The sequence below is a fragment of the Kitasatospora sp. NPDC015121 genome (assembly GCF_055562955.1).
Genome location: NZ_JBVHEH010000002.1, coordinates 295883 through 322742, shown reverse-complemented (window position 1 = coordinate 322742; position 26860 = coordinate 295883). Strand labels below are relative to the sequence as shown.

The window sequence follows — 26860 nt, the reverse complement described above, 5'->3', positions numbered from 1 at the left end:
ACTCCCCCAATGGCCGACACCGCGCTCGACCGGCTCGCCGCCGGCAACTACCTGCTGATCACCAGCTACAAGAAGGACGGCAGCGCCGTGCCCACCCCGGTCTGGGTGGTCCGGGACGGCGACGCCCTCGGCGCGTGGACCGCGGCCGGCTCCTGGAAGGTCAAGCGGATCCGGCGGCGCGGCGACGTCCTGGTCGGCCCGTGCGACGTGCGCGGCAACCCGAGCGGCAAGTCGGTGCCCGCGCGCGCCGAGATCGCGGACGCCGCCACCACCGAGCGCTACCGGCAGCTGCTGGCCCGCAAGTACGGGCTGCTCGGCCGGCTCACCCTGCTCGGCAGCCGGCTGCGCCGGGGCCGGTCCGGCACGGTCGGCATCACGATCCGGCTGGACGCCTAGAGCCCTGGTTGCCCTCGTACGGCAGCAGTTCGGGCCGCTTGGCCGGGCGGCCGTCGCCGGAGGAGCGGCCGCGCAGGCGGCGGCCGATCCACGGGCCGACGTGGGTGCCGAGCCAGCGGACGTCGTCGCGGGCCCTGCGGGCGCGGGTGCGGGGGTCGGGTGCGGCCAGCGGGGCCCGCCAGTCCTCGGCGGCGGGGCGGCCGAGCGCCTCCAGGACCGCGAGGGCGACCCGGCGGTGGCCCTCCGGGGAGAGGTGCAGGCGGTCCTCGGCCCAGAGCCGGCGGTCGTCGAAGCCGGGCGCGGAGAACAGGTCGACCAGCACGACCCGGTCCGGTTCGTCCCGGGCCAGGCCTTCGACGTACGCCTTCATCCGCAGGATGGCGGGCAGCAGGCGGCGGCTGCCCGCCATCCGCCGGGTCGGGTCGGTGGAGGTGAACAGCACCACGGTGCGGCCCTCGGCGAGCAGCGCGCGGACGCACTCGCCGAGCAGCCGTTCGACCTCGGCGACGTCGCAGCCGGGGCGCAGCACGTCGTTCAGGCCGCCCGCGAGGGTGACCAGGTCGGCGTCGGTGGCGGCGGCCAGGTCGACCTGTTCGGCCCGGATCTGGCCGATCAGCTTGCCGCGGACGGCCAGGTTGGCGTACCGGAAGCCGTCCGGGGCGGCCTCGGCGGCCAGGACGGCGGCGACCCGGTCCGCCCAGCCGCGGTAGTGCCCGTCGGGGAGCACGTCGTCGCACATCCCCTCGGTGAACGAGTCGCCCACCGCCACCATCGTCCGGTACTGCCGCACTCCGCCTCCTCGGTCCGTCGCTCGACCGCCCAACCCTACCGAGGCGTAACGGGGGCGTTCAGGCGGTGGCCGGGCGGGGCACCACCTCCAGCACGGCGGGGCCGTTGACGATCAGCGACGGGAGGCGGGGCGGGCGGCGGCCGGGTTCGGCGGCGGCCAGCCCGGGCAGCCGTTCGAACAGGGTGCGTAGCGCGATCTCGGCCTCCAGCCGGGCCAGTGGCGCGCCGACGCAGAAGTGCGGGCCGTGGCCGAAGGCGAGGTGGCCCTTGTCGGCGCGGGCCGGGTCGAAGACGTCCGGGCGGTCGGGGTGGCGCTCCGGGTCCCGGCCGGCGGCGGCGAAGCCGACGATGATCGGGTCGCCCTGCGGGATCAGCACGCCCTCGCCGAGGTCGATGTCGGCCAGCGCGTACCGCAGCGGCAGGTACATCACCGGTCCCTCCAGCCGCAGGGTCTCCTCGACCACGTCGGTCCAGCCGGTCCCGCCGGCCCGGACCGCGGCCAACTGCTCGGGGTGGTCGAGGAGTTCGAGCACCGCGCTGACGATCAGGTTGACGGCGGTCTCGAACCCGGCGGCGATCATCGTCAGCAGGGTGCCGAGCAGTTCGTGGTCGGACAGCGGCTGTTCGCCGGGGCGGTCGGAGAGCAGCAGGTCGCTGGTCAGGTCGGACGCCGGGTGGGCCCGCTTGTACGCGAGCAGTTCGGCGAGGCGCTCGTACAGCCGGGTCAGCGCGGCGAGCGAGTCGGCCTCGTCGAGCGAGGAGTCCAGGACGGTGTCGATCAGTTCGCCGAGGGGGTCGCGCAGGTGCCCGGGAACGCCGAACAGGTCGCAGATCACCGTCATGGTGAGCGGCCGGGCCAGGGCGTGGCGCAGGTCGGCGGGTTCGCCGGGCGGCAGCGCGGCGAGGGCGTCGACCAGGCGGTCGGCGGTGGCCTGCACCTGCGGGCGCATCCGCTCGACCCGGCGCGGCAGGAAGGTCGGGGCGATCCGGCCCCGGGCCCTGCGGTGCTCGTCGCCGTAGTGGTTGACCAGGCTGTCCTGGAACGTCACCGATCCCAGCACCCAGCCCGCCGGGACGTCCCCCGCGCCCGGCCAGTGCCGGCGGTAGTCGCGGGAGACCCGGGGGTCGGTGGTCAGCGCCTGGATCACCGCGTGCCGGGTGACCGCCCAGGCCAGCACCCCGCCGGGCAGCTCCACCCGCACCGCGGGCCCCCGGGCGCGCAGCCCGGCGGCCTCGGCGTGCAGCGCGACCGCGGCCGGGTCGAGCACCGGACAGCGCGGGGCGGACTCATCGGGGTTCATCCGGTCACCGGCCGGGGCACGACGTCGAGCACGGCCGGGCCGTTGATGATCATCGAGGGGACCCGGTCCGGCGCCCGGCCGGGCTCGGCGAGCGCGAGGTCGGGCAGTCGCTCGAACAGCGTGCTGAGCGCGATCTCGGTCTCCAGCCGGGCGAGCGGCGCGCCGACGCAGAAGTGCGGGCCGTAGCCGAACGCCAGGTGGCCCTTGTCGGCGCGGGTCGGGTCGAAGACGTCCGGGCGGTCCGGGTGCGCCTCGGGGTCCCGGCCGGCGGCGGCGAACCCGATGATGATCGGGTCGCCCTCGGCGATCACCACGCCCTCGCCGAGGTCGATCTCCTCGACCGCGTACCGCAGCGGGACGTGCATCACCGGGCCCTCGACCCGCAGCGTCTCCTCGATCACGTCCGCCCAGCCGATCCGGCCGGCCCGCAGCGCGGCCAGGTGCCCGGGGTCGGCGAGCAGCTCCAGCACCGCGCTGCTGATCAGGTTGACGGCGGTCTCGAAGCCGCCGGTGATCATCGTGAACAGGGTGCCGATCAACTCCTGCTCGGACAGCGGCTGTTCGCCGGGACGGTCGGAGAGCAGCAGGTCGCTGGTCAGGTCGGGCGCCGGGTGCGCCCGCTTGTGCGCGAGCAGCGCGCTCAGCCGCTCGTTCAGCTCGATCTGGGCGGCCAGCGCGCGCTCCTCGTCGAGCGTGGAGTCCAGCACGGTGTCGATCACCTCGCAGAGCGCCGCCCGCATCCCCTCCGGCACCCCGAACAGGTCGCAGATCACCGTCAGCGTCAGCGGCCGGGCCAGCGCGCTCCGCAGGTCGGCGCGCTCCCCCGGGGCGAGCGCGCCGAGCGCCGCCACCAGCCCGTCCGCCGTGGCCTGCACCTGCGGGCGCATCCGCTCCACCCGGCGCGGCAGGAAGGTCGGCGCGAGCCGGCCGCGCGAGGCGCGGTGCTCGGCCCCGTACTGGTTGACGAAGCTGTCCTGGAACGCGACCGGCCCGAGCACCCACCCCTCGGGCACCTCGGCCGCCCCCGGCCAGTGCCGCCGGGGGTCGCGGGAGACCCGGGGGTCGGTGGTCAGCGCCTGGATCACCGCGTGCCGGGTCACCGACCAGGCCCGCACACCCCCCGGCAGCTCCACCCGCACCGCGGGCCCCGCCGCCCGCAGCCCCGCCGCCTCCGCGTGCAGCGCGCTGCCGGCCGGGTCGAGGAACGGACATCTGGGAACGGAAGAATCGGACACGGTGTGCTCCCCTCACCGGAAATCCCCGCACGTCCCCCCATGGTGGAGCCCCCGCCACGCCCCGGGAAGAAACTCCCCGGCTTTGGCCCGAATCCGCCCCTGCGCCCGTCAACTCCCTTATCTACAGCAATAGTTGACACCAGAAACCCCACCCGCTCCGGTCGGCCGGAGGCGGGTGGGGTCGCGGGTGGGGTCGCGGGTGGGGTCGCGGGTGGGGTCGCGGGCGGGGCGGCTCAGGTCGAGGTGAGGGCGACCGCGGCCTCCGGGGTGTGCAGCTGGAAGGTGAGCGACTCCTGGAGGTACAGGTGCACGGTGGTGTCGTCGTGGGAGAGGTAGCCGATCGAGAGGTCCTCGCCGAGGTGCAGCTCGAAGTCGCCGCCCCGGGCGGAGAGCAGGACGGCGCCCTCGACGGCGGGGGCCCAGATGATCTCGCCGTCGAGCAGCCGGGCGAGGTGGTTGTGGACGGGGTAGCCGTGGTCGGAGGTCTCGTTGACGGCGGTGAAGGCGTCGGCGCCGAGCAGCAGCGAGTAGGGGCCGCCGACGCCGGCCAGGCGCAGCGCGGTGAGGGCGCGGCTGACCGCGTTGGGGTACTCGCGGACGTCGGCGGGCAGGGCGACGGGGTGGTTGCTGGAGCCGTCGCGGATGCCGGTGATGCCGGCCGCCTGGTAGCCGTCGAAGACGGCGCGGTCCTCGGCGAGGGCGATGGTGCGGGCGGCGTCCTTGACCGGGTCCCAGTCGGAGTCCTTGGAGCCGCGTTCGACGTCGTCGACGGCGGCCCGGGTGACGGTGAAGGGCACGCGCAGCTCGACCACCTGGAGGGCCTCCCGGGCCCGGGCCAGGACGCCGTTGCCGGGGGCGGCGATGTCGGCGAGGTGGCCGGTGCCGACGGCGGCGAGCTCGGGTCCGTCCGGGCCGGACAGGTCGACGACCCGGCGGCCGGCCACGTGCAGCCGGAAGGTGCGCCGGGCCTCCTCCTCGATCTCGGCCCAGGCGGCGGCGGAGACGGGCGCCAGGTCGCGGTGCAGGTTGTTCACGGTGCGGGGCTCCTTTTGAGGCTGCCGATGCGGAGGCTGCCGTCCCGGACCGGCGGGTCGGTCGCGGCGTCGGCGGGCGCGGCGCCGGCGGCCGGGACGGGCGCGCCGGGGGCGGGGGGCGGGTCGTTCAGGAAGTCGGCGCTGGGGACGTGGAAGAAGGTGCCGGTGACCGCGGTGGAGAAGTCCAGCAGCCGGTCGTGCGCGGCGGGGCCCCGGCCGAGGAACATGTTGCGGAGCATCTCCTCGGTGACCCACGGGTCGCGGGCGTAACCGATGAAGTAGGTGCCGCACTCGCCGCCCTCGGCGAACGACCCGAACGGCATGTTGAGCCGCCAGATGTCGCGGTCCTCGCCGTCCGGGCCGGTGACGGTGGTCAGCGCGACGTGCGAGTCGGCGGGCTGCGCGGCCTCGTCCAGTTCGACGTTGTCGAGCTTGGTGCGGCCGATCACCCGCTCCTGCCGCTCGGTGCCGATCGCGCCCCAACCGGCCATGTCGTGCAGGTACTTCTGCACGATCACGTAGCTGCCGCCGGCGAAGGCCGGGTCCTCGTCGCCGATCAGGACGGCGTCGGCGGCGTCCGGCCCGGTGGGGTTCTCGGTGCCGTCGACGAAGCCGATCAGGTCGCGGCAGTCGAAGTACCGGAAGCCGTGCGTCTCGTCCAGCACGGTGACCCGGTCGCCCAGCCGGCGGCTGACCAGGGAGGCCAGCTCGAAGCACAGGTCCATCCGCTCGGCCCGGACGTGCAGCAGCAGGTCGCCGGGCGTCGCGGGGGCCAGGTGCCGGGGGCCGGCCAGTTCGACGAAGGGGTGCAGCCCGGCCGGGCGGGGGCCGGCGAACAGGCGGTCCCAGGCGTCCGAGCCGATGCCGAGCACCAGGCTGACCTCCTCGCGCGGGGCCCGGGTGCCGACCGAGCGGGCCAGCCCGCCGAGGTCGGGCAGCAGCTCGCGGACGGTCTCCTCGCCGCCGTCCTCGATCGCGAGCACCAGGAACACGGCGGCCCCGGTCAGCGTGGCGAGGACCGGTTGGGGCTGCGGCATGGCGGGGGCTCCCAGGGGGCTGCCGGACGTTCGGACGCCCGCCGACCATACCCGGCAAAAGGTTCAAGACCGTGCGATGGCACCCGAATCGGGCGTGTCAGCCGGGCGGCCCCGCCCGGGCGTCAACTCCGGGCGCCGGCCCCGGGCGTCCGGCTGGCCGTCAGCCCTGGCCGTCGGCGCGGCGCCGCTCGCGGAGCCCGGCGAGCTCCTCGGTCATCCGGGTCAGGAAGCGGACCACGGCGGCGACCTGCTCCGGGGTGAACTCGGCCCGCACCCGGTCGGTGCAGTCGGCGACCGGTGCGAACCACTCGCCCGCGATCCGGGCGGCGTCCGGGTGGTAGTGCACGTGGACCTGCCGGCGGTCCTGCTCGTCACGGGTGCGGTGGACGTGCCCGGCCCGCTCCAGCCGGTCCAGGACGGCGGTCACCGCGCCGGAGGTCAGGCCGAGTTCGGCGCGCAGGCCGCCGGGGGTGATCCCGGGCGGGTCGGGCGCGCGGAGGACCGCGAGCAGGGCCTGCACGTCGGTGGCGTGCAGGCCGGAGGCGGCCGCGAAGTCGTGCCCGAGCAGGTTCATCTCGGACGCCAGCCCCTGCAGCAGCCGACCGAACTCCCGCCGCGCCACCGGTTCCCGCACCACCGGCTCCTGCTCCACCACACCCGTCCGCCCGCCTGCCCGGTCACCCGCCGGGCCGGTCACGACCTTAGCGGGCCCGTCCGGCGCGCTCACCCCCGCGACCTGCCGCCCGCGCCAGCAGGTCCAGCGCGCCCGGCAGGTCGCGCGGCCCGAGGGCGCCGGGCGGGCGGGTGGCGCGCTGCCAGCCGGGGCCGGCCGCGAGCAGCACCGGGCCGACCCGGGCGCCGTGGGCGCCCCAGGCGGTGGCGGCGACGGCCCGGGCCGGGACCGGGTCGGCGGTGGCGCGGGTCTGCGACCAGAGCAGGACGGCGGCCGGGCCGGTGCGCCGGACCGCCTCGGCGAGGGCCCCGGCGGGCAGCGCGGCGCCGAACATCCGGAACGGCAGGCCGCGTTCGGCGAGCGCGGCGGCCACCGCCTCCAGCGGCAGGACGTGCTGCTCGCCGGGCATCGCGGCCAGCAGCACCGGCGGCCCGGCCACACCTGCCGCGCCCGCCGCGCCGTCCGAGTCGGCCGGGCCGGGCGCGTCGGGCGGGGGCTCGGCGACCCGGCGCAGCGCGCTGGAGACGTGCCAGGACAGCAGGTGCTCGACCTCGACGTACCGCTCGCCGCCGCCCGCCGCCCAGCGCCGTCCGGCGGCGCGCAGCGCGGGCGCCATGACGTCCGTCCAGGCGGCGACGGCCCCGAACCGCTCGACGTCGGCGTGCAGCAGCCGGGCCACTTCCGCGCCGTCCAGCCGCCGCGCGGCCCGGGCCAGGCCGCGTACCTCGGGACGGACCTCCCCCGCCGGGAGCGGCCCGGCGGGTGCCGCACCGGGGGCGCCCGCCAGCCCGGGCGCCAACCGGGCCGCCTCGGCGGGCGGGACGCCGCGCGCCGTGAGCCGGCACATCGCCTCCAGCACCGCGACGTCCCGGGCGGTCCAGCGGCGGTGCCGCCCGGCCGCCCGCTCGGCCGGGCCGATCCCGTAACGGCGCTCCCAGGAACGGACGGTGGTCGGCGACACGCCGAGCCGCCGGGCGACCGCGCCGGTGCTCGCCCCGGCCTCGGCGGAGGTTTCTGCTGACACCCGGCCAGCCTAGGCCCCGGAGGGCGGTCCCATCCGGTTCGGCACCGGCTCCGAACACCAGTGCAGGGACGCGGTTCGGCTCGTCCCTTGAAAAGTCTCTCAATGATTGAGATATCCTCCCGCCATGCCGAAGCCCGCGCCGCCCGCGTCCCCGTCCGACTCCCCGTCCGCGCCGCCGTCCGCCTCCGGGCGGCTGCGCTTCCTGCTGCCGCTCGTGCTGCTCCTGGTCTGGCTGGTCCTGGGCGGCGCGCTCGGGCCGTTCGCCGGGCGGCTCGGGGAGGTGTCGACCAACGACGGGGCGGCCTTCCTGCCGCGCAGCGCCGAGTCGACCCGGGTCGCGCAGCTGGAGAAGGACTTCCGCACCGAGTCGACGCTGCCGGTGGTGCTGGTCTGGGAGTCCTCCGCCGGGCAGGTCGACGACGCGCTGCGGACCGCCGCCGGCCAGGCGCTGACGGAGGCCGCCCGGGTGCCGGGCGCGACCGGGCAGGCCTCGCCGCTGCTGCCGTCCGAGGACGGGCAGGCGCTGGAGGCCGTGGTGCAGCTGCGCGCCGACCTCGGACCGGACACCAAGGTCGCGGTCGAGGCGATCCGCGAGCGGGCCGGACAGGTGCCCGGCGCGGTGGCCGGGGTCGCCGGGCCGGCGGCGGTGCTGGCCGACCTCTCCGGGGCGTTCGCCGGCATCGACGGCCTGCTGCTGGGCGTCGCGCTCGGCGTGGTGCTGCTGATCCTGCTGCTGGTGTACCGCGCGGTGCTGCTGCCGCTGCTGGTGATCCTGGGCGCGGTGTTCGCCCTCGCCGTGGCCTGCGCGATCGTGTACGCGCTCGCCCAGCACGGCGTCGTCCGGGTGGACGGGCAGGTGCAGGGGCTGCTGTCGATCCTGGTGATCGGCGCGGCCACCGACTACGGACTGCTGCTGTCCGCCCGCTTCCGCGAGGAGCTCGCCGCCGGACGGGACAGGTACTCCGCCGCCCGTACCGCGCTGCACCGCTCGCTGGAGCCGATCGCCGCCTCCGGCCTGACCGTCGGCCTGGGCCTGCTGGTCCTGCTGCTCTCCGACCTGACCAACAACCGGGCGCTCGGCCCGGTCGGCGCGATCGGCATCGCCTGCGCCGTGCTCTCCGCGCTGACCTTCCTGCCCGCGGTGCTCGCGCTGTGCGGCCGGGCCGCGTTCTGGCCGGCCCGGCCCAAGGCCGACGGCACGGGCGGCTCGCACCGGGTCTGGCAGCGGGTCGCCGAACTGGTGGGCCGCCGGCCGCGCGCGCTGTGGGTCGGCTCGGTCGCCGTCCTGGCGGCACTCGCCGCCTGCTCCCCGCTGCTGGACGCGCGGGGCGTGCCGCAGTCCGAACTGTTCACCACCGCCCAGCCCTCGGTCGCCGCGCAGCGCCTGCTCTCCGCGCACTTCCCCGGCGGCTCCGGCAACCCGGCGGTGATCGTCGCCGACGCCGCGCGCGCGGACGCGGTCACCGCCGCCGCCGCGCAGGTCCCCGGCGTCGCCTCGGTCCGCCCGTACACCGGCGGCGCGCCCACCGCCCCGCCGGTCGTCGCCGACGGCCTGGTCCGGCTGGACGCCACCCTCACCGACCCCGCCGACAGCGACGCCGCCCTCGCCACCGTCGCCCGGCTGCGGACCGCCGTGCACGCCGTGGACGGCGCCGACGCGCTGGTCGGCGGCTACTCGGCGCAGCAGGCCGACACCCGGGCCACCGCCCGGCACGACCGGACGCTGATCATGCCGGTGGTGCTGCTGTGCATCCTGGTGGTGCTGGTCCTGCTGCTGCGCTCGGTGCTGGCGCCGGTGCTGCTGGCGGCCACGGTCGCGCTCTCCTACCTGGCCACGCTGGGCGTCTCCGCGCTGGTCTTCCCGCACGTGTTCGGCTTCTCGGCGACCGACCCGTCCGTCCCGCTGTACGGGTTCGTGTTCCTGGTCGCGCTGGGCGTCGACTACAACATCTTCCTGATGACCCGGGTCCGCGAGGAGACCGCGACCCTCGGCACCCGGGCGGGCGTCCTGCGCGGCCTGACCGCGACCGGCGGCGTCATCACCTCCGCGGGCGTCGTCCTCGCCGCGACCTTCGCCGCCCTGGGCGTCATCCCGCTCGCCTTCCTGGCCCAGATCGCCTTCATCGTGGCCTTCGGCGTGCTGCTCGACACCCTGCTGGTGCGCTCGCTGCTCGTCCCCGCCCTGGTCCACGACCTCGGCGGCCGGGTCTGGTGGCCGGCCCGCAAGCCGGACTAGCCGGCGGCGGCGCGGGCGGGCGGCGTACGCGGCGCGGGCGCGCGGGCGGGCGGCGCGTCACCCGCCGGTGGCCGCCAGCAGGCAGGCCACCGCGGCGAGCAGCCCGGCCAGCGTGCCGTACACCGCGAGGTGGTAGCGGCGGCCGCGCCCGGTGAAGCGCAGCCAGCTGCGGCCGGGCTCGGCGCCGGGCGGGCCCGCCAGCGCGCCGAAGGCGGTCGCGGCGAGCAGCACCAGCGACAGGTAGAGCACCCCCGTCCAGCCGGCCCGACCGTCGTCGGGGTCCGCTTCCAGCAGGTCGCCGACCGCGGTCGCCGCCACCAGGAACAGCAGGCACAGCGCCAGCGTGACCAGGGTGGCGGGCCGCCGGTGGCCGGGGCGTTCGCGCCACAGCGGGGCGACGAAGCCCGACGCGGGCATCAGCAGCGGCCCGAGCAGGTACGCGGGGAACGCGCCGTCCCCGAACAGGGCCGACAGCGCCCAGGCCGCCAGGGCGATGCCCGCTCCGAGCGCCACTCCGGCCGCCCCGGCCCGGAAGCCGTCCCGGGCGCCCGCCAGATCCGTTTCGTCCACGCCCGGAACCTACCCCGTGCGCACCCGGTTCGCGCCACCGCCCGGGCGGCTACCGCGCGTTGAGGACGGCGACGCCCGCCTCGCCCGCCTCGAAGGCGGCGATCAGCTCGGCGGCCGAGGCGGCCGGGCCGGGGTGGTCGACCAGCAGGACCGCCTGCGGCTCGCCGTCCCGTTCGGCGGGGACGAAGTCGGTGGCCAGCTCGCGGCGCAGCAGCGGCACCCACTCGTCCTCGTCTCCCGTGGTGCCGAACCCGGCGAGCAGGTCGGGGTGGTCGGCGAGGCAGCGGGCGAGGACGGAACGGGCGGTGACCAGGGTGACGGCGAGGCGGCCCGGGGTGCGGGCGTAGCGGGCGGCGAGGTCGTGCGGGAGGAGGTGGAAGACGCCCTCCTCGCCCTCGTGGCCGTAGCCGAGGAGGGCGTTGACGGCCCGTTCGCCGGGGTCGGCGGAGGTGGTGTCGACGGACAGCAGCACGCCGACGTCCTCCGGGTCGAGGGACGGGACGGCGGTGATCCAGATGCCCGGGGAGGTGGTCATGGCGGCCAGCCAAGCACGGCCCGCCGACAGCGCTCAGGCGTCGGCGCCGGTGTACCAGTGCGCGCGGACGGCGTCGGTGGGGCGCGGGTCGCCGAGGTCGGGGCCGCCCCAGTGGGCCAGCGCCTCGACCACGGGGCGGAGTTCGGCGCCGCGCGGGGTGAGTTCGTAGACGGTGGCGTTGGCGGGGCGCTCCAGGCGGCGGCGCTCCACCAGGCCCTCGCCCTCCAACTGCTTGAGCCGGGTGGCGAGGATGTCGGTGGAGACGCCGGGCAGGTCGGCGTGCAGGTCGGTGTAGCGGCGCGGGCCGCCGAGGAGCTCCCGGACGATCAGGAGGCTCCAGCGCTCCCCCACCGCGTCCAGGGCGCGGGCGACGGCGCAGTACTGGTCGTAGCTTCGGCGTGGCATGCCGTCAGCATAGCCAATAGGTTGGACTTTCCAAGTCCTTACTTGGTAGAACGAAGCAAGCCGGCCGCAGGGGCTCGGTGACGGGTCGGGAGGCCGCTGATGGAGTTTCGCCAGTCCAGCAAGCTGAAGGACGTGTGCTACGAGATCCGTGGCCCGGTCGTCGACACCGCCAACGCCCTGGAGGAGGCCGGCCACAGCGTGCTGCGGCTGAACACCGGCAACCCGGCCCCGTTCGGCTTCGAGGCGCCCGAGGAGATCGTCCAGGACATCATCCGCAACCTCAGCAACGCGCACGGCTACTCCGACTCGCGCGGCATCCTCCCCGCCCGGCGCGCCGTCGTGCAGTACTACCAGCAGCGCGGCGTCACGGGCGTCGGCGTGGACGACGTGTACCTGGGCAACGGCGTGTCCGAGCTGATCCAGATGGCCGTGCAGGCGCTGATCGACGACGGCGACGAGGTGCTCGTCCCGATGCCGGACTACCCGCTGTGGACGGCCGTGGTGCGGTTCGCGGGCGGCAAGGCGGTGCACTACCTGTGCGACGAGGAGTCCGACTGGTACCCGGACCTGGACGACATCGCCGCCAAGATCACCCACCGCACCAAGGCGATCGTGGTGATCAACCCGAACAACCCGACCGGCGCGGTCTACCCGAAGGAGCTGCTGGAGGGCATCCTCGACCTGGCCCGCCGCCACCACCTGCTGGTCTTCGCCGACGAGATCTACGACAAGATCCTCTACGACGGCGTCGAGCACCACTGCCTCGCCGCGCTCTCCGACGACGTGGTCACCCTCACCTTCAACGGCCTGTCCAAGGCGTACCGGGTGGCCGGCTTCCGCAGCGGCTGGCTCGCGGTCTCCGGCCCCAAGGAGCACGCCAAGGACTACCTGGAGGGCCTCACCATGCTGGCCGCGATGCGGCTGTGCCCCAACGTGCCCGCCCAGTACGCCGTGCAGGCCGCGCTCGGCGGCCGGCAGTCGATCAACGACCTGGTGCTGCCCACCGGCCGGCTCACCGAGCAGCGTGACGTCACCTGGCGGGCGCTGAACGAGATCCCCGGCGTCTCCTGCGTCAAACCGCGCGGCGCGCTGTACGCCTTCGCCAAGCTCGACCCGGCCGTGCACCGGATCGTCGACGACGAGCGCTTCGTCCTGGACCTGCTGCTCCGCGAGAAGATCCACATCGTCCAGGGCACCGGCTTCAACTGGCCCCGCCCGGACCACTTCCGCTTCGTCACCCTGCCGCGCGCCGACGAACTGGAGACCGCGATCAGCCGGATCGGCCGCTTCCTGGCCACCTACCGGCAGTAGGCGGAGCGGGCCGGCGGGCCGGCGGGGCTCGCCGCTGAGGGGGTCCGGTGCGCCGCCCCACCACCCGGGAGAAGGATGCCCGGGTCCGCGCACCGGCCGTCAAGTCGCTTGCGTCGCTGGGCACTCCGGAGGCGCTGGAGCCGGCGGCCGGGCCGCGCGCGGACCCGGGCCGGCACGTCCGGGCCCGCGTCGAAGGGGTGTTGCGCGGCGCTCCGATTGCCGATCGGTAACGAACCCGTCACTCGAACTCCACCGGTCACACACACTCGGAAGGATGGCGCCTCGTCCCGAGCCACTCCCCCGAGAAGAGCCCCCTTGTCCCTCTCCCTCCGCCTGCGCCGGGCCTCCGCCGCCGGCGCGCTGCTGGCCGCCGCCCTGTTCGCCACCGCCTGCGAGCCCACCGACCCGGTCGCCCCCGCCACCCCCGCCGCGCACAGCAGCAGCGCACCCGCCGCACCCACCCCCAGCCCGACGCCGACGCCCACCCCGACGCCCACCCCGACGCCGACCCCGAGCCCGACGCCCACCCCGACGCCCACGCCCACTCCCCCGCCCGCCCCCACTCCCACTCCCACTCCCGCGGCGAGCACCCCGCCCCCGAAGGCCGCGGCCACCCCCACCGCCGTCCCCACCGTCGCCCGCACCACCAGCAAGCCGCCGACCCCCGCCCCGACCCCGACGCGCACCCAGCAGGCGGCGAGCTGCCACCCGCTGTCCAACGCGGGCAACTGCTACAAGGCGGGCCAGTTCTGCCGCACCTCCGACCACGGCGTCTCGGGCACCGACGCCTCCGGCCGGGTCATCGTCTGCGAGGACAAGAACGGCTGGCGCTGGGTCGCCTCCTGACCCCGGCCCGCCTACCGGCGCGGCCCGTACATGATCACGCCGACGCCGACCAGGCAGACCAGCACCCCGACCACGTCCCACCGGGTGGGCCGGAACCCGTCCAGCACCACCCCCCACACCAGCGACCCGGCCACGAACACCCCGCCGTACGCGGCCAGCACCCGCCCGAAGTCCGCGTCCGGCTGCGCCGCCGCCACGAAGCCGTACAACCCGAGCGCGAGCACCCCCACCCCGGCCAGCCACCACGGCCGGGCCTCGCGCACGGACTGCCAGACCAGCCAGCAGCCCCCGATCTCCAGGACGGCGGCCAACACGAACAGCAGGATCGAACGGGCGGTGCTCACCGCCCCACCCTAGACGGCGCCCGCCCCGGACCCGACAGCACCGGATCCGGGGCGGGCGTCCCGCCGCCGGTCGGTCAGTGGCCGTGTTCGGTGCGGCCGGCGCGGCGGGTGATCGCGTAGTGGTCGATCCGGGTGCCGTTCTCGGCGAGGGCGGTGACCTGCATGGTGGTGGTGGCGCCGGGGTGGGCGGGGGTGACGTCGACCTTGATGAAGGAGTAGCCGGTGTAGCGGACCCGGGACCAGGCGACGGTCTCGGGGACCTTCACGGCGCCCTTCTCGAAGTGGTAGGTGACCACCTCGTCCTGGTGGTTCTCGTGGCCCTCGTAGGTGTCGGGGGCGTCGAAGGAGTACAGGCTGCGGCCGGCCGCGCCGGCGGTGACGTAGACGACGCCGTCCTTGACCGGGTCGACGGTGGCGCCGCTGGGGACGGCCTTGTTGACCTTGTCGCCGAGGATCGCGTCGGTGCGCTCGTACACGTGGTTGTGGCCGTTGACGACCAGGTCGACCCGGTACTTCTCGAACAGCGGGACCCAGGCCTCGCGGACGCCGCCCTCGGAGGCGTGCTGGTGGGTGGTGGAGAAGGCGCAGTGGTGGAAGAAGACGACGACGAAGTCGATCGACTCGTCCGCCCGCAGCTCGCGCAGCTTGCGCTCCAGCCACTGGGTCTGCCGGCCGTTGGTGTGGCCGAAGTTGACCGGGATCTCGTACGAGACGTCGTTGGCGTCCAGCGAGATCACGCCGACGTTGCCGTAGCTGAAGGCGTAGACGCCGGGGGCCTTGCGCGGGTCCGGGCCGTTGGTCGGGAGGGTGAAGCGGGCGTCGTCGCCGCCGTAGCCGTTGGGCGAGTACCAGGCCTCCATGTCGTGGTTGCCGTAGGAGACCATCCAGGGGATCCCGGCGGCGACCGGCTCGGTCTGGGCGAGGAAGGCGTCCCAGGTCAGCGCGTTGTAGGCGGACCTGTCGCCGTCCAGGCCCTGGCCCATCGGGTCGGCGTAGCAGATGTCGCCGGCGTGCAGGTGGAACACCGGGTGCTGGGCCAGGATGACGTTGTCGTTGCCGGCCGCGTGCGCGGAGACGCCCTGGTCGCCGAAGGCGGTGAAGGTGAACGGCTCGAACGGGCGGTTGTGGCGGCCGTGGCGGGACGGCGCGGTGGTGAAGGTCCGGAGGGTGGAGACCGCCTGGTGCGAGGCGGGGTCGAAGCCCTCGTGGCCGACGCCGTAGTAGTAGGTGGTGCCCGGCTGCAGGTGGTCGAGTTCGACGTGCAGGTAGTACTGGTCGACCGGGGTGCCGGTCGGGGTGAGGGCGGGGGTGTGCAGGGCGCGCACCTCGGCCTCGATCTTGTGGCTCAGCTCCCAGGGGTGGCGGCCGAAGCGCAGGAACGGCTTCTTCACGGCGGCCGGCACCTGCCAGGACACCCGCATCTGGGTGGCGGCGTCGGCGCCGAACTGCAGGTGGCGGCCGACCGGGGCGACCAGCGAGCCGGTCACCCCGTCGGCGGGGTCGGCGGTCTTCACGGCCGGGTCGGCGAACGCGGTGCCGGAGCCCAGCGCCCCGCCGACGGCGAGCGCGCCGACGGTGACCGCGCTGGAGCGCAGCAGGGTGCGGCGGGAGAGCCTGCCGCGCAGGTACGCGTGCTGCTCGGCCATGCTCATCCGGGCGGCGAGGGCGGCGGGCACGCCCATGTTGGGGATATCCATGCGCGGGAGACTGTCAGCGGCCGGTGGCCGCCGTCCGGATGGTCGGTGAACGACCGTCATCGCACCGGTCTGGCCGAGCACATGTTCCGACCATGGGATGGTAAAGCCAGGTCAGCGGGCCGGGAGCCCGCCCGACGGGAGCCCGCCCGGCGGGCCTGCGGGACCACCGGACCGCAGGACCACCGCAGGACCGCAGGACCGCACGCGGCGGGTCTACAGCCGTTCGCCCGGTACCGCCAGGTACGCCGCGCGCAGCCGGGCCACCCCCGCCGTGTCGTACGGACGCCCGTCCACCGCCGCCACCGGGCGCACCCCGACGGCCGCGTTGGTCGCGAACACCGCGTCGACGCCCGCCAGTTCGGGGCCCACCCGCTCCTCGGCGCCGCCGCACGCCCCGCGCAGCAGCGCCATCGCCGTCCCGGCCAGGTAGGCGCCGCGCGGCCAGAGCGGCTCGCCGCCGCGCAGGAAGCCGACGTTCCAGGTGCCGCCCTCGGTGACGCCGCCGTCCCGGTCGACGAACAGCGCGTCGTCGTAGCCGTCCTGCTGGGCCAGTCGGCGCTGGCGCAGCGCCCCGAACAGGGCGACGCTCTTCACCTCCGGCAGCTCCCGTTCGAAGCGCGCGGTGCGGACCCGCAGCGGCCCGGGCGCTCCGCCGCCCACCGGGCGGGCCGTCACCAGCACCCGGGGTTCGGCCTTCCCGCCGATGCTGCCCAGGTCGATCGCCGGGTCGAAGAGCGTCACCCGCACCGCGACCGTCCCGGCCGCCGGGGCGGCCCGGCGGGCGAACTCGCGCACCCGCTCCCGGTCCGGGCGGACGCCGAACAGCGCCGCGCAGTCCCGTTCCAGCCGCTCCAGGTGCAGCCCGAGGCCGCGCACCCGGCCGTCCTCCACCAGCATGGTGGTGAAGTGCCCGTAGTTCGTCAGCGCCAGCACCTGCAGCTGCGCCGCCGTCACCGGCCGCCCGTCCAACTCCGCCACCGCGCCTCCTCCGTCCACGCCCCCATCTTCGGGGAGGCCGGGGGTCGTCCGGAAATCGCGTGCCTCCCGGCCGGGGGCGGGTTAGGTTCGCGGGATGACGAAGATCGAGAGCCAGCGCCGTCCCGTCCCGTTCGCCGACGGGGGCGAACTCGACACCGCGCTCGCCTTCCTGGGCTTCGCCCGGGAGTCCGTGCGGAAGAAGACCGAGGGGCTGACCGAGGAGCAGCTGCGCCGCGTCCTGGTGCCGACCGGGACGAACCTGCTGGGCCTGGTGCGGCACCTGACGGACGGCGAACGGTACTGGTTCGGGTACCACGTCGCGGGCCGGACCGAGTACCGGGACGTGGACTTCGGCATGGCGGTGCCCGTGGAGCTGACCGCCGAACAGGTGCTGGCCGCCTACCGGGAGGCCTGCGCGGACAGCGACGCGATCGTCCGCGCCACCGGCGACCCGGACGCCCCGACCGCCACCCCGGTGGGCCCGGAGCCTCGCTCGCTGCGCTGGGTGCTCGCCCACATGACCGGCGAGACCGCCCGGCACGCCGGCCACGCCGACATCCTGCGCGAGCAGCTCGACGGCACCACCGGCCGCTGACGACCCGTCCGGCGGCGGGCGGCCGCGGGTGGCTGCCCGGCCGCGGGTGGCTGCCCGGCGCCGCGGGCGGCTACGCCGTGGCGGCCGCCGCCGCCCGGCCGGCCGTGCGGCCGGAGAACAGGCAGCCGCCCAGGAAGGTGCCCTCCAGCGAGCGGTAGCCGTGGACGCCGCCGCCGCCGAAGCCGGCCGCCTCGCCGGCCGCGTAGAGGCCGTCCAGGGGCGTGCCGTCGGCGCGCAGGACCCGGGAGTCGAGGTCGGTCTGCAGGCCGCCGAGCGACTTGCGGGTGAGGATGTTGAGCCGGACGGCGATCAGCGGGCCGGCCTTCGGGTCGAGCAGCCGGTGCGGGGCGGCGGTGCGGATCAGCTTGTCGCCGAGGTAGCGCCGGGCCCCGTGGACGGCGGTGACCTGGAGGTCCTTGCTGAACGGGTTGGCGATCTCGCGGTCCCGGGCCTCGATCTCGCGGCGCAGTTCGGCGCCGTCGATCGCGGGCGCGTCGCCCTGCCGCTCGTTCATGCCGCGCACCAGCTCCTCCAGGGTGTCGGCGACCACGAAGTCCGGTCCGTGCCGCTTGAAGGCCTCGACCGGGCCGGTGGCGCCGGGCAGGGCGCGGCCGAGCACCTGGCGGACCGAGCGGCCGGTGAGGTCGGGGTTCTGCTCGGAGCCGGAGAGCGCGAACTCCTTCTCGATGATCTTCTGGGTGAGCACGAACCAGGTGTGCTGGTGGCCGGTGCGCATGATGTGCTCAAGGGTGCCGAGGGTGTCGAAGCCGGGGAACAGCGGGACGGGCAGGCGCTTCCCGGTGGCGTCGAGCCAGAGCGAGGACGGGCCGGGGAGGATCCGGATGCCGTGCCGGGCCCAGATCGGGTTCCAGTTCTCGATGCCCTCGGTGTAGTGCCACATCCGGTCGCCGTTGACCAGGTGGCCGCCGGCCGCGCCCGCGACGTCCAGCATCAGGCCGTCGACGTGCGCGGGGACGCCGGAGAGCAGCTTGGCGGGCGGGGTGCCGAGCCGTTCCGGCCAGGCGGCGCGGACCTTGTCGTGGTTGCCGCCGATGCCGCCGGAGGCGACCACCACGGCCTGGGCGCGCAGCTCGAAGCGTCCGGCGACCTCGCGGGAGCTGGCCTCGCCGCGCTGCACGGCGGACGGGGCGAGCAGTTCGCCGCTGACGGTGTCCAGGAGGCCGGCGCTGGCGGTGAGGCCGGTGACCCGGTGCCGGAAGCGCAGTTCGACCCGGCCGGCCCGGACGGCCTCGCGGACCCGGCGGGCGAACGGTTCGACGAGGCCGGGGCCGGTGCCCCAGGTGATGTGGAAGCGCGGGACGGAGTTGCCGGGCCCGGAGGCCAGCAGCCCGCCGCGTTCGGCCCAGCCGACCACCGGGAACAGCCGGACGCCCTGCCCGTGCAGCCAGGCGCGCTTCTCGCCCGCCGCGAAGTCGACGTACGCCTCGGCCCAGCGGCGCGCCCAGGCGTCCTCGTCCCGGTCGAAGCCGGCGGTGCCGAGCCAGTCCTGCCAGGCGAGGTCGCGGGAGTCCTTGATCCGCATCCGGCGCTGCTCGGGCGAGTCGACCAGGAACAGGCCGCCGAAGGACCAGTGCGCCTGGCCGCCGAGCGAGCCGGCCGGCTCCTGGTCGAGCAGCAGCACCTTCCGTCCGGCGTCGGCGAGTTCGGCGGTGGCGGCCAGGCCGGCGAGGCCCGCTCCGATCACGATGACGTCGGCGTCGTAGGCCATGCGGGGGCGTCCTTCCAGACCTGGCTCGGGGGGTGCCCCGATCCTCCGGCCTGCGCGTCTCCGGGTCAACCCGCGGGTAACTTCGAAACGCCCCGGGAACGGCGGCAGCCCCCGCCGGGACGGACGGGGGCTGCCGGGCGCGGGGGCCGTCAGGGCTTGATCCGGACCACCTGCGGGTCGTGGTCGGAGGCCTGGGCGGCGAACTCGCTGTTGATGTGCACCACGTCGTAGTGGGTCTTCTCGGGCTTGAGCCCGGGGCTGACCAGGATGTGGTCGAGCACCTGCGAGTTGCCCTGGTAGACGTACGAGTAGCGCTCGTTCTCGGGCAGCTCGTTCACCAGGTCGCGCAGCACGCCGTCCTTGGTCAGGGTCTGCAGCGCGGGCGAGAACTGGTAGTCGTTGAAGTCGCCGAGCGAGACGATCCGGGCCTTCGGGTCGGCCGCCAGCAGCTTGGCGACGAACGCCTGCTCGACGGTGGCCTGCTTGACCCGCTGCACCTCGGAGGAGCGGGTGGGGGCCTGGAAGCGGCTGTCGATGCCCTGGTCGCCGCCCTTGCTGTTGAAGTGGTTGGCGATCACGAAGACCGGCTTGCCCTTGAACTCGAACTGGCCGACCAGCGGCTTGCGGCTGGAGGCCCAGGCCTCGTTGCCGGGGTCGATCCGGCCGGGCGAGGCGGTCAGGCGGGCCTTGTGGTTCTTGCCGGTGACGTCGACGGCGGTGGTGGCGCTCCCGCCGGGGATGTCGGTGAAGGAGACCCGGGCCGGGTCGAACAGGAACACCTGGCGGATGTTGCCGCCGGGCTCGCCGCCGTCCTTGCCGTCCTCCGGGTCGATCGAGCGCCAGTCGTACGCGGGGCCGCCGGCCGCCTTGATCGCCTCGATGAAGGTCCCGACGGTGGCGGCGGCGCCTACCGTGCCGTCGTTGACGGCGCCGTTGTCGTCCTGGATCTCCTCCAGGGCGACGATGTCGGGCGAGCCGAGGTTGGTGACGACGCCCCTGGCGAGCTGGGCGAACTTCTCCGGGCCGTCGCCCGGGTCGAGGTTCTCGACGTTGTAGGTGCCGATGGTCAGTTCGTTCTTCTTGCCCGGCTCGGCGACCTCGGGCGCGAGCCCGTTGTCCTGGACCGTGCCGAGGGTGTTGGCGGCGATGGTGTAGCCGCCGAACTGGTTGTAGTCGAGCGGGCCGGCGGTGGCGCCGGTCAGCCGGTCGCCGACGTCGGCGACCGGGAACGGCACCTCGGTCAGCGGCGGCAGCGACTGGACCATGATCCGGCCGTTGTTCGGCCGGTCGTAGCCGAGGTAGACCACGCCGCCGCGGGCGGTGCGCGGGTCGGTGGCGACGGCGTCCACCCACAGCTCGTTGTACTTGTCGGTGGCCTGCACCACCGGCACGTCGGCGACCTGGACGTTCGTGCCCTCCAGCGACTCGTAGAAGTCGAGGGCGTACTTCGCCGGGTCCAGCGGCAGCCCGTCGATCGAGCCGCCGCCGGCGTCGGGGGCGTAGGCGGCCGGGATGTTCGCGGCGTCCAGCACGACCGGCGCGGGCACCGGGTTGCCGGAGGACAGCACGGTGGTCTTCGGGCCGGTCAGCTCGGTGATCGACTGCGAGCCGCCCGAGCTGTTCGGGTAGTACTCGCTGACCTTGCCGGTGACCAGCACCGAGTCGCCGACCTTCACGGTCGGGGCGGCGGAGGTGTAGACGAACAGGCCCTCGCTGGTGGCCGGGTCCGCGTCCGGGTTCGGGTCCTGGATCCAGAAGCCCTTGGTGCCGTACCCGCGGACGCCGGTGACCACGCCGGGCACGTTGGTGACGGTCTGGCCGTTCTTCGGCGAGACCCGGGTGGTGCCCTGGACGTCGTGGATCCGCAGGTCGCCGGGGACCGGCGGGGTGGTCGGCGGGGTGGTGGAGCCGCCGCCCGCGGTCTCGCCCCTGGTGTTGGTCGGCGTCGGGTCGCCGGCCGTGAAGTCCCTGGCGTTGTCGTCGGTGTCGGCGAGCGCGGCGCCGCGCGCCACCGAGGCACTGTTGGACGCCCCGGCTATCGGGCCGCCCTCGCGCACCACGGCGGTGCCGAAGCCCACCAGGTCGACGATCCGCGGGTCGGCGGCGCAGTCCGCGGCGGTCTTGCAGGTCAGCGCGGCGGTGCCGTTCACCAGCGCGACGGTGCCGCTGGTCGCCGACAGCGCCAGGTTGCCGCTCGCGTCGGCGGCCGGCAGCGCGACGGTGCCGCCCGCGCCCGCGCCCTCCGCGACCAGGTAGCGCCCGCCGGGGGCGACCGACCCGCTCAGCGCGGTGACGCCCCACTGGCTGGAGGCGCCGGGGCTGCCCGGCAGGTACTGCACGCTGTAGCCGGACAGGCCGAAGGCCGCGCCGGACGGGTTGCCCAGCTCGATGAAGTCGTTCTTCAGCGTCGCGCCGGAGTTGCCGCCGCCGCCGTACACCTCGGCGATCACCACGCCGGTGGACGGTGCGGCGAACGCGCCCGGCAGCGGGACGGCCAGCAGGGACGCGGCGACCGCGGCCGTCGCGGTGACGCGCAGCAGCGTGCGGCGGGAGCGGCGGGCGGGGGTGGGGCTGGGCACCGTTGCGGGGCTCCTTCGTGGCAGGACCGAAGCCCGGGGGCCGCGCGGGCGCCCCGGGTGGAGTCGAGGGTTCGTCAGAAGGCTGGCTGCCGGGGCCGGTCCGGGCGTCCGGGCGGTCCTGGCGGGCTACTCGCGTAGATCCAAGTCCAGAAGATACGCGCGTAGAAGTTGACGCGACAAGGGTGCCGACGTGAACTCTTCCCGACGCGCGTCCCGGCACGCCGAGAGGGGCACCCCCCGGCGGGATGCCCCTCGTCCTCCCCCGCCCGGCCGCTACGCCTGCTCGCGCAGGCCCGCGCCCCACTTCTGCTCGACCCGGCCGAACTTCCAGAACGCCATCGCCCCGGCCCAGGTCACCACGAACAGGCCGACGATCACGTAGCCCACCAGGTTCAGGTCGAGCGAGCCGATCCAGCCGATCGGGCCGCCGGTGATCTCCAGCTTCTCGGAGAGCAGGCCGACCAGCTCGATCACGCCGATCACCAGCGCCACGATCACCGACAGGCCGGTCACCGTCAGGTTGTAGTAGATCTTCCGGATCGGCTTCGAGAACGCCCACTCGTAGGCGAAGTTCATGAACGAGCCGTCGATGGTGTCCAGCAGGCTCATGCCGGCCGCGAACAGGATCGGCAGCACCAGCAGCGCGTACCAGGGCAGCGAGAACGCGGCCGCGCCGCCCGCCAGCACCAGCAGCGAGACCTCCGTCGCGGTGTCGAAGCCGAGGCCGAAGAGCAGCCCCACCGGGTACATGTGCCACGGCTTGGTGACCGCCCGGGTGACCCGGCCCAGGATCCGGTTCAGGAAGCCGCGCCGGTCCAGCTGGCGCTCCAGCTCGGCCTCGTCGAAGTCACCCCGGCGCATCCGCCGGAACACCTTCAGGATGCCGTTGAACGCGCCCAGGTTGATCAGCCCGATCAGCACCAGGAAGGTGCCCGAGACGCTGACCCCGATCAGGCCGGTGGTCTGGTGCAGCGTCGAGTCGTCCGCCTCCACCTGCCCCGCCAGCGACCGGATGCCGAACGCCAGCAGCGCGCACAGCCCGAACACGATCGACGAGTGGCCGAGCGAGAACCAGAACCCCACCGACAGCGGGCGCTTGCCCTGCCCCATCAGCTTCCGGGTGGTGTTGTCGATCGCCGCGATGTGGTCGGCGTCGAACGCGTGCCGCATCCCCAGCGTGTACGCCGTCAGGCCCATCCCGGCACCGAACACCTGCCCGCCGACGTCGTAGTGCTGCGGCGCGATCACCGCGAGCAGGGTCACCCACCCCACCACGTGCAGGAGCAGGACGAACCCGCCCATCCCGGCGAGCCGGATCCACTCCTCCCGGGTGAGCCGGTCACGCAGACGGCTGGGGGCTGCCATGGAAGTTCCCTCCGGGGTGGTGGTGCGGGGCGGTGGCGCGGGGTGCCGAGCCGGGCCATCCTTCCGCTTGTATGCATGCAATTGCAAGTTATGTGCAACTACGAGCCAGGGGCGTACGACGGGCGCGGCCGTCCGCACGACGGGCGCACGCACCCGTCCGGCGTGCTCACCGGCGTGCCCGCCGTGCTCATCGGCGTGCCCGCCGTGCGCGCGCCGGGCCGGCGGGGCGCTCCGGGGTGACTGTTCGGAAAGCTTCCTGACGGTTCGTGGGCCGAAATCCTTGACCGCACCGAATGGTCCAGTCCAATCTAGGTGACGCGCTCACCCCAAGCGCGCAGGCTCCCACCTGGTCCCCACGGACACCGCACCTACCGGACAACCCCACTTCTCCGGAGGTTCCCCCATGCTTGAACGGGCCACGCCCGCACCCGAGTCGACTCCGCGCCGGGCTCCGTCCCGACGCCGGGCCGGCGCCCTCGTGGTGGCCGCCGCGATGACCGTCGGCTCCACGGCCCTCGCGCTCTCGCTCGGCACCGCCTCGGCGGCCACCGTCAACCTGCTGGCCAACGGCGACTTCGAAGCCGGCGCGCTGAACGGCTGGACCTGCACCAACGGTTCGGTGGTCGGCACCCCCGTGCACGGCGGGTCCTACGCGCTGAACGGCAACGCCACCGCCGCGGACACCGGCCAGTGCCAGCAGGTCGTCGCCGTCCAGCCGAACACCAAGTACACGCTGTCCGGCTTCCTCAAGGGCAGCTACGTGTACCTCGGTGCCACCGGCACCGGCGTGAACGCGTCCACCTGGACGCCGGGCGCCACCAACTACACCCAGCTGAGCACCACCTTCACCACGGGCGCGTCCACCACCTCGGTGACGGTGTTCACCCACGGCTGGTACGGCACCGGCGCGTACCAGGCGGACGACCTGGTGCTGTCCGGCCCCGGGACGGGCACCACCACCCCGACCGCCTCCGCGAGCGCCTCGCAGAGCGCCTCGTCCAGCCCGTCCGCCTCGGCCTCGCCGAGCCCGTCGAACTCGACCTCCGCCAGCCCGTCCACCTCGACCTCCGCGTCGCCGTCGACCAGCCCCAGCTCCAGCTCGGGCACCGGCAACGGCCCGGCCGGCGACGGCAAGATCACCGTCCCGGGCGGGGTCGCGGTCACCCGGACCACCGCCAACGCGGTGGTGCTGAAGTGGAACGCGTCGACCGACTCGACCGACAACTACGTCGGCTACAAGGTCTGGTCGAAGGGCCAGCTGGTCGGCACCTCGATGGGCACCGGCATCGCGATCTCCTCGCTGCTGCCGAACACCTCGTACACCTTCACCGTGCAGGCGTACGACAAGGCCGGGCACGCCTCGCAGCAGTCCGCCGCGGTGACCACCTCCACCGCCGCCGCGCCCGCCACCGCCAAGCCGCTCAAGTCGGCCTACTTCGACCAGTGGTCGGTGTACGACGCCGCCTACTACCCGAAGAACGTGGACACCTCGGGCGCCGGCGCCAAGCTGGACGTGATCTCGTACGCGTTCGAGAACATCCACCCGACCAACCTCAACTGCTTCGAGGCGGTCAAGGCCTCCGACGCCAGCCACGAGGACAACCCGAACGCGGGCGACGGCGCGGCCGACGCGTACGCCGACTACCAGATGGACTTCTCGAACGCCATCTCGGTCGACGGCTCCGCGGACGACTGGCAGCAGCCGCTGAAGGGCAACTTCAACCAGCTGCGCCAGCTCAAGGCGAAGAACCCGAACCTGCGGATCACCCTCTCGCTGGGCGGCTGGACGTACTCCAAGTACTTCTCCGACGCGGCGGCCACCGACGCCTCGCGCAAGAAGCTGGTCTCGTCCTGCATCGACATGTTCCTCAAGGGCAACCTGCCGACCGGTGTCGCGGGCGACGCCTCGGGCGGCGCGGCCAGCGCCGCGGGCATCTTCGACGGCATCGACATCGACTGGGAGTACCCGGGCTCGGCCGGCGGCCACACCGGCAACCACTACTCGGCGGCCGACAAGCAGAACTTCACCGCGCTGCTCGCCGAGTTCCGCAGCCAGCTCGACTCGTACGGCGCGAGCCTCGGCAAGAAGTTCCTGCTGACCGCGGCCCTGCCGTCCGGCCAGGACAAGATCCAGTACATCGAGACCGACAAGATCGGCGCGTACCTGGACTACGCCGACGTCATGACCTACGACATGCACGGCTCGTGGGACGCGACCGGCCCGACCAACCTGCAGGACCCGCTGCACGACAGCCCGGCCGACCCGACCACCCCGATCGCTCCCGGCACCGCCAAGTACAACGTGGACACCACGCTGGCCGCGTACACCACCGGCCTGCCGGAGTACGGGATCAAGGGCGGCTTCCCGTCCAACAAGATCATCCTCGGCATCCCGTTCTACTTCCGCGGCTGGACCGGCGTCCAGGCCGGCACCAACTACGGCCTGTACCAGAAGGCCACCGGCGCCACCCCGGCCAAGCCGGGCAGCCAGGAGGCCGGCCTGGCCAGCTGGCGCGAGCTCACCCTCACCGCCCAGAACACCCACTGGGACCCGGTGACCGAGAGCACCTGGGTCTACGACGGCACCAACTTCTGGACCGGTGACGACCCGAAGGCCATCCAGGCGCGCGCCGCGTACGCCAAGAACAAGGGCCTGGGCGGCATGTTCGCCTTCGCCCTGGAGAACGACGACGACAGCTCGACCCTGCTGAACACCATCTACAACAGCCTCGGCTGACGCACCGTCACCGACCGGCGGCCCGCCGCACCTTCCCCATGGGTGCGGCGGGCCGCCGCCGTTCCCCGTGGCCGCCGGACCCCGCCTGGGAGCACCGGCGGGGCTCCGCCGCAGCTCGGCGGGGTGCCCGCGGGGAGCGGCCGGCCAAACCGTGAACCGGCTGGGAGCCCGCTGTGAGCTTGGTGAAGACGTACCTTACGATCATCGGGTGCCAAGCCTGACCGGACTCCCGCTCCAGATCATCGCCACCCTGGTGGCCGTCGCCGCGTTCGCCGCCACCATGTGGCTGTGGCCCCGGCTCGGCGGGCGGAGCTGGCGGTCCTGGCTCGGCCGGCTCGGGGCGTTCTTCGGGACGCAGGTCGCCGTGCTGGCCGCGATGGGGCTGATCGCCAACTCGTACTTCGGCTTCTACTCGACCTGGAGCGACCTGCTCGGCCTGGACGGCAGCCCCGGCACCGTGGTCGACCACCAGCCCGGCGGCAAGGCCGTCGCGGTGACCGGCGAGCAGAAGATGTACTCGGCACAGGGCTCCGCCCAGGACCGCTCCGGGCTGATCCAGAAGGTGGAGATCCACGGCGCCGGCTCCGGACTGACCGGCACCCCCGCGTACGTCTACCTGCCGCCGCAGTACTTCCAGCCCGCGTACGCGAACACCCGCTTCCCGATGCTGCTCGCGCTGTCCGGCTACCCGGGCACCCCGGAGAAGCTGATCTCGCTGCTGCAGTACCCGGTGTCCACCCTGAAGGCCGTCGAGGCCGGGGAGATGCCGCCCACCGTGCTGGTGATGATGCGGCCCACCCTGGTCGGCAACCGCGACACCGAGTGCATGGACGTCCCGAACGGCCCGCAGGTGGAGACCTTCTTCACCGAGGACCTGCCGAAGGCGATGTCCGCCTCCTACCGGGTCGACGACCGGCCCGAGTCGCGGGCCGTGATCGGCGACTCCACCGGCGGCTACTGCGCCGTCAAGTTCGCGCTGCGCAAGCCCGATTCGTACCGGTCGGCGATCGCGCTGTCCGGCTACTACGAGGTGCACAACGACCCCACCACCGGCGACCTGTTCGGCGGCAGCGACCAGGTCAAGCAGGACAACGACCTGCTCTGGCGGCTGCGCAACCACCCCGCACCGCCGGTCTCGCTGCTGCTCGCCACCAGCCGCAACGAGGAGAACTACGGCCCCACCCAGGAGATGGTGGCCGCGTTCAAGGCCCCGACCAGGCTGTCCACCATCACCCTGGACAGCGGCGGCCACAACTTCCACACCTGGACCCGCGAGATCCCCCCGGCCCTCACCTGGCTCGGCGGCCGCCTGGCCGCGCCCACCCCGGCCCCGGCCGCCCCGGGTCCGGCCGCGAGCTGACCGGCCGTCACCCGCCCCCTCCTCGCCGCCGAGGCGTACGTCACCCGTCCGCGCGGAGATTAGAGCGGCCTCATAGCCGCCTCT

General features: G+C 74.3%; 22 protein-coding genes and 1 pseudogene. 7 read left to right on the top strand and 16 right to left on the bottom strand.

Annotated features, from left to right (window positions below; genetic code table 11):
* The first annotated feature begins 9 nt into the window (after positions 1-9).
* Positions 10-396: a PPOX class F420-dependent oxidoreductase gene (locus ACZ3J7_RS03375; protein WP_465616323.1), complete on the top strand. Its 387-nt coding sequence runs from the start codon at positions 10-12 to the stop codon at positions 394-396.
* Here the strand turns inward: ACZ3J7_RS03375 and ACZ3J7_RS03370 are convergent.
* The 7 genes from ACZ3J7_RS03370 to ACZ3J7_RS03340 form a co-directional block, all read right to left on the bottom strand.
* Positions 374-1186 carry an SGNH/GDSL hydrolase family protein gene (locus ACZ3J7_RS03370; RefSeq protein WP_465616321.1) on the bottom strand — a complete coding sequence of 271 codons (813 nt, stop codon included), beginning with the start codon at positions 1184-1186 and terminating at the stop codon, positions 374-376. The genes ACZ3J7_RS03375 and ACZ3J7_RS03370 overlap by 23 nt on opposite strands.
* 58 nt (positions 1187-1244) lie before the next feature.
* Entirely contained in the window at positions 1245-2486 is a 1242-nt protein-coding gene (locus ACZ3J7_RS03365; protein WP_465616319.1) for a cytochrome P450 family protein, read from the bottom strand.
* Positions 2483-3721, bottom strand: a complete 1239-nt coding sequence (locus tag ACZ3J7_RS03360) for a cytochrome P450 family protein (RefSeq protein WP_465616317.1) — start codon at positions 3719-3721, stop codon at positions 2483-2485. Before ACZ3J7_RS03360 ends, ACZ3J7_RS03365 begins: the two co-directional genes overlap by 4 nt.
* A 233-nt stretch (positions 3722-3954) precedes the next feature.
* A complete protein-coding gene (locus tag ACZ3J7_RS03355; protein WP_465616316.1) occupies positions 3955-4755 on the bottom strand; it encodes a family 1 encapsulin nanocompartment shell protein in 801 nt (266 codons plus the stop codon).
* A complete protein-coding gene (locus ACZ3J7_RS03350; protein ID WP_465616314.1) occupies positions 4752-5792 on the bottom strand; it encodes a Dyp-type peroxidase in 1041 nt (346 codons plus the stop codon). Before ACZ3J7_RS03350 ends, ACZ3J7_RS03355 begins: the two co-directional genes overlap by 4 nt.
* Before the next feature lie 160 nt (positions 5793-5952).
* Positions 5953-6444 carry a MarR family winged helix-turn-helix transcriptional regulator gene (locus ACZ3J7_RS03345; RefSeq protein ID WP_465616312.1) on the bottom strand — a complete coding sequence of 164 codons (492 nt, stop codon included), beginning with the start codon at positions 6442-6444 and terminating at the stop codon, positions 5953-5955.
* Between the two features lie 49 nt (positions 6445-6493).
* Positions 6494-7489, bottom strand: a complete 996-nt coding sequence (locus tag ACZ3J7_RS03340) for a MerR family transcriptional regulator (protein ID WP_465616310.1) — start codon at positions 7487-7489, stop codon at positions 6494-6496.
* A 124-nt stretch (positions 7490-7613) separates the two neighbouring features.
* Between ACZ3J7_RS03340 and ACZ3J7_RS03335 the strand changes: the two genes are divergently transcribed.
* Positions 7614-9725 carry an MMPL family transporter gene (locus ACZ3J7_RS03335; RefSeq protein WP_465616308.1) on the top strand — a complete coding sequence of 704 codons (2112 nt, stop codon included), beginning with the start codon at positions 7614-7616 and terminating at the stop codon, positions 9723-9725.
* Positions 9726-9782: 57 nt separating this feature from the next.
* On the opposite strand, the gene ACZ3J7_RS03330 is transcribed toward ACZ3J7_RS03335, so the two are convergent.
* From ACZ3J7_RS03330 to ACZ3J7_RS03320, 3 genes and pseudogenes are all read right to left on the bottom strand, one after another.
* Positions 9783-10295: a hypothetical protein gene (locus ACZ3J7_RS03330; RefSeq protein ID WP_465616306.1), complete on the bottom strand. Its 513-nt coding sequence runs from the start codon at positions 10293-10295 to the stop codon at positions 9783-9785.
* A gap of 49 nt (positions 10296-10344) precedes the next feature.
* Positions 10345-10830, bottom strand: coding sequence for a hypothetical protein (locus tag ACZ3J7_RS03325; protein WP_465616304.1), 486 nt, complete (start codon positions 10828-10830; stop codon positions 10345-10347).
* Between the two features lie 51 nt (positions 10831-10881).
* Positions 10882-11235, bottom strand: a pseudogene (locus tag ACZ3J7_RS03320) (winged helix-turn-helix transcriptional regulator); the annotation flags it as partial.
* Between the two features lie 99 nt (positions 11236-11334).
* Between ACZ3J7_RS03320 and ACZ3J7_RS03315 the strand changes: the two are divergent.
* Together ACZ3J7_RS03315 and ACZ3J7_RS03310 are read left to right on the top strand one after the other, a co-directional pair.
* The gene (locus ACZ3J7_RS03315) at positions 11335-12546 is read left to right on the top strand and encodes a pyridoxal phosphate-dependent aminotransferase (protein ID WP_465616302.1); all 1212 of its coding nucleotides are present in this window, start codon (positions 11335-11337) and stop codon (positions 12544-12546) included.
* Between the two features lie 315 nt (positions 12547-12861).
* Entirely contained in the window at positions 12862-13392 is a 531-nt protein-coding gene (locus ACZ3J7_RS03310; protein WP_465616300.1) for a hypothetical protein, read from the top strand.
* An 11-nt stretch (positions 13393-13403) separates the two neighbouring features.
* Here the strand turns inward: ACZ3J7_RS03310 and ACZ3J7_RS03305 are convergent, their stop codons facing one another.
* The 3 genes from ACZ3J7_RS03305 to ACZ3J7_RS03295 all read right to left on the bottom strand — a co-directional run bounded on the left by ACZ3J7_RS03305 (position 13404) and on the right by ACZ3J7_RS03295 (position 16411).
* The gene (locus ACZ3J7_RS03305) at positions 13404-13736 is read right to left on the bottom strand and encodes a YnfA family protein (RefSeq protein WP_465616298.1); all 333 of its coding nucleotides are present in this window, start codon (positions 13734-13736) and stop codon (positions 13404-13406) included.
* A 74-nt stretch (positions 13737-13810) separates the two neighbouring features.
* On the bottom strand, positions 13811-15433 hold the full coding sequence (locus ACZ3J7_RS03300) for a purple acid phosphatase family protein (protein ID WP_465616296.1): 1623 nt from the start codon (positions 15431-15433) through the stop codon (positions 13811-13813).
* A gap of 213 nt (positions 15434-15646) precedes the next feature.
* Complete coding sequence (locus tag ACZ3J7_RS03295) at positions 15647-16411, bottom strand: aminotransferase class IV (protein ID WP_465616295.1); 765 nt, start codon at positions 16409-16411, stop codon at positions 15647-15649.
* Between the two features lie 94 nt (positions 16412-16505).
* On the opposite strand from ACZ3J7_RS03295, the gene ACZ3J7_RS03290 reads away from it, so the two are divergent.
* Positions 16506-17006: a DinB family protein gene (locus ACZ3J7_RS03290; protein WP_465616293.1), complete on the top strand. Its 501-nt coding sequence runs from the start codon at positions 16506-16508 to the stop codon at positions 17004-17006.
* A 70-nt stretch (positions 17007-17076) separates the two neighbouring features.
* Here the strand turns inward: ACZ3J7_RS03290 and ACZ3J7_RS03285 are convergent, their stop codons facing one another.
* From ACZ3J7_RS03285 to nicT, 3 genes are all read right to left on the bottom strand, one after another.
* A complete protein-coding gene (locus ACZ3J7_RS03285) occupies positions 17077-18735 on the bottom strand; it encodes an FAD-binding dehydrogenase (protein WP_465616291.1) in 1659 nt (552 codons plus the stop codon).
* Positions 18736-18884: 149 nt separating this feature from the next.
* A complete protein-coding gene (locus tag ACZ3J7_RS03280) occupies positions 18885-21314 on the bottom strand; it encodes an endonuclease/exonuclease/phosphatase family protein (protein WP_465616289.1) in 2430 nt (809 codons plus the stop codon).
* Positions 21315-21587: 273 nt separating this feature from the next.
* Positions 21588-22679, bottom strand: a complete 1092-nt coding sequence (gene nicT / locus ACZ3J7_RS03275) for a Nickel transporter NicT (RefSeq protein ID WP_465616287.1) — start codon at positions 22677-22679, stop codon at positions 21588-21590.
* A gap of 403 nt (positions 22680-23082) precedes the next feature.
* Between nicT and ACZ3J7_RS03270 the strand changes: the two genes are divergently transcribed.
* The gene (locus ACZ3J7_RS03270; RefSeq protein ID WP_465616285.1) at positions 23083-25416 is read left to right on the top strand and encodes a glycosyl hydrolase family 18 protein; all 2334 of its coding nucleotides are present in this window, start codon (positions 23083-23085) and stop codon (positions 25414-25416) included.
* A gap of 208 nt (positions 25417-25624) precedes the next feature.
* A complete protein-coding gene (locus ACZ3J7_RS03265) occupies positions 25625-26776 on the top strand; it encodes an alpha/beta hydrolase (RefSeq protein ID WP_465616283.1) in 1152 nt (383 codons plus the stop codon).
* Positions 26777-26860: the final 84 nt, after the last annotated feature.

Coding starts and splice junctions, on each gene's coding strand:
- nicT (WP_465616287.1), bottom strand. CDS start 22,679: ATGGCAGCCCCCAGCCGTCTGCGTGACCGGCTCACCCGGGAGGAGTGG.
- ACZ3J7_RS03365 (WP_465616319.1), bottom strand. CDS start 2,486: ATGAACCCCGATGAGTCCGCCCCGCGCTGTCCGGTGCTCGACCCGGCC.
- ACZ3J7_RS03315 (WP_465616302.1), top strand. CDS start 11,335: ATGGAGTTTCGCCAGTCCAGCAAGCTGAAGGACGTGTGCTACGAGATC.
- ACZ3J7_RS03285 (WP_465616291.1), bottom strand. CDS start 18,735: ATGGCCTACGACGCCGACGTCATCGTGATCGGAGCGGGCCTCGCCGGC.
- ACZ3J7_RS03300 (WP_465616296.1), bottom strand. CDS start 15,433: ATGGATATCCCCAACATGGGCGTGCCCGCCGCCCTCGCCGCCCGGATG.
- ACZ3J7_RS03325 (WP_465616304.1), bottom strand. CDS start 10,830: ATGACCACCTCCCCGGGCATCTGGATCACCGCCGTCCCGTCCCTCGAC.
- ACZ3J7_RS03335 (WP_465616308.1), top strand. CDS start 7,614: ATGCCGAAGCCCGCGCCGCCCGCGTCCCCGTCCGACTCCCCGTCCGCG.
- ACZ3J7_RS03270 (WP_465616285.1), top strand. CDS start 23,083: ATGCTTGAACGGGCCACGCCCGCACCCGAGTCGACTCCGCGCCGGGCT.
- ACZ3J7_RS03290 (WP_465616293.1), top strand. CDS start 16,506: ATGACGAAGATCGAGAGCCAGCGCCGTCCCGTCCCGTTCGCCGACGGG.
- ACZ3J7_RS03375 (WP_465616323.1), top strand. CDS start 10: ATGGCCGACACCGCGCTCGACCGGCTCGCCGCCGGCAACTACCTGCTG.
- ACZ3J7_RS03350 (WP_465616314.1), bottom strand. CDS start 5,792: ATGCCGCAGCCCCAACCGGTCCTCGCCACGCTGACCGGGGCCGCCGTG.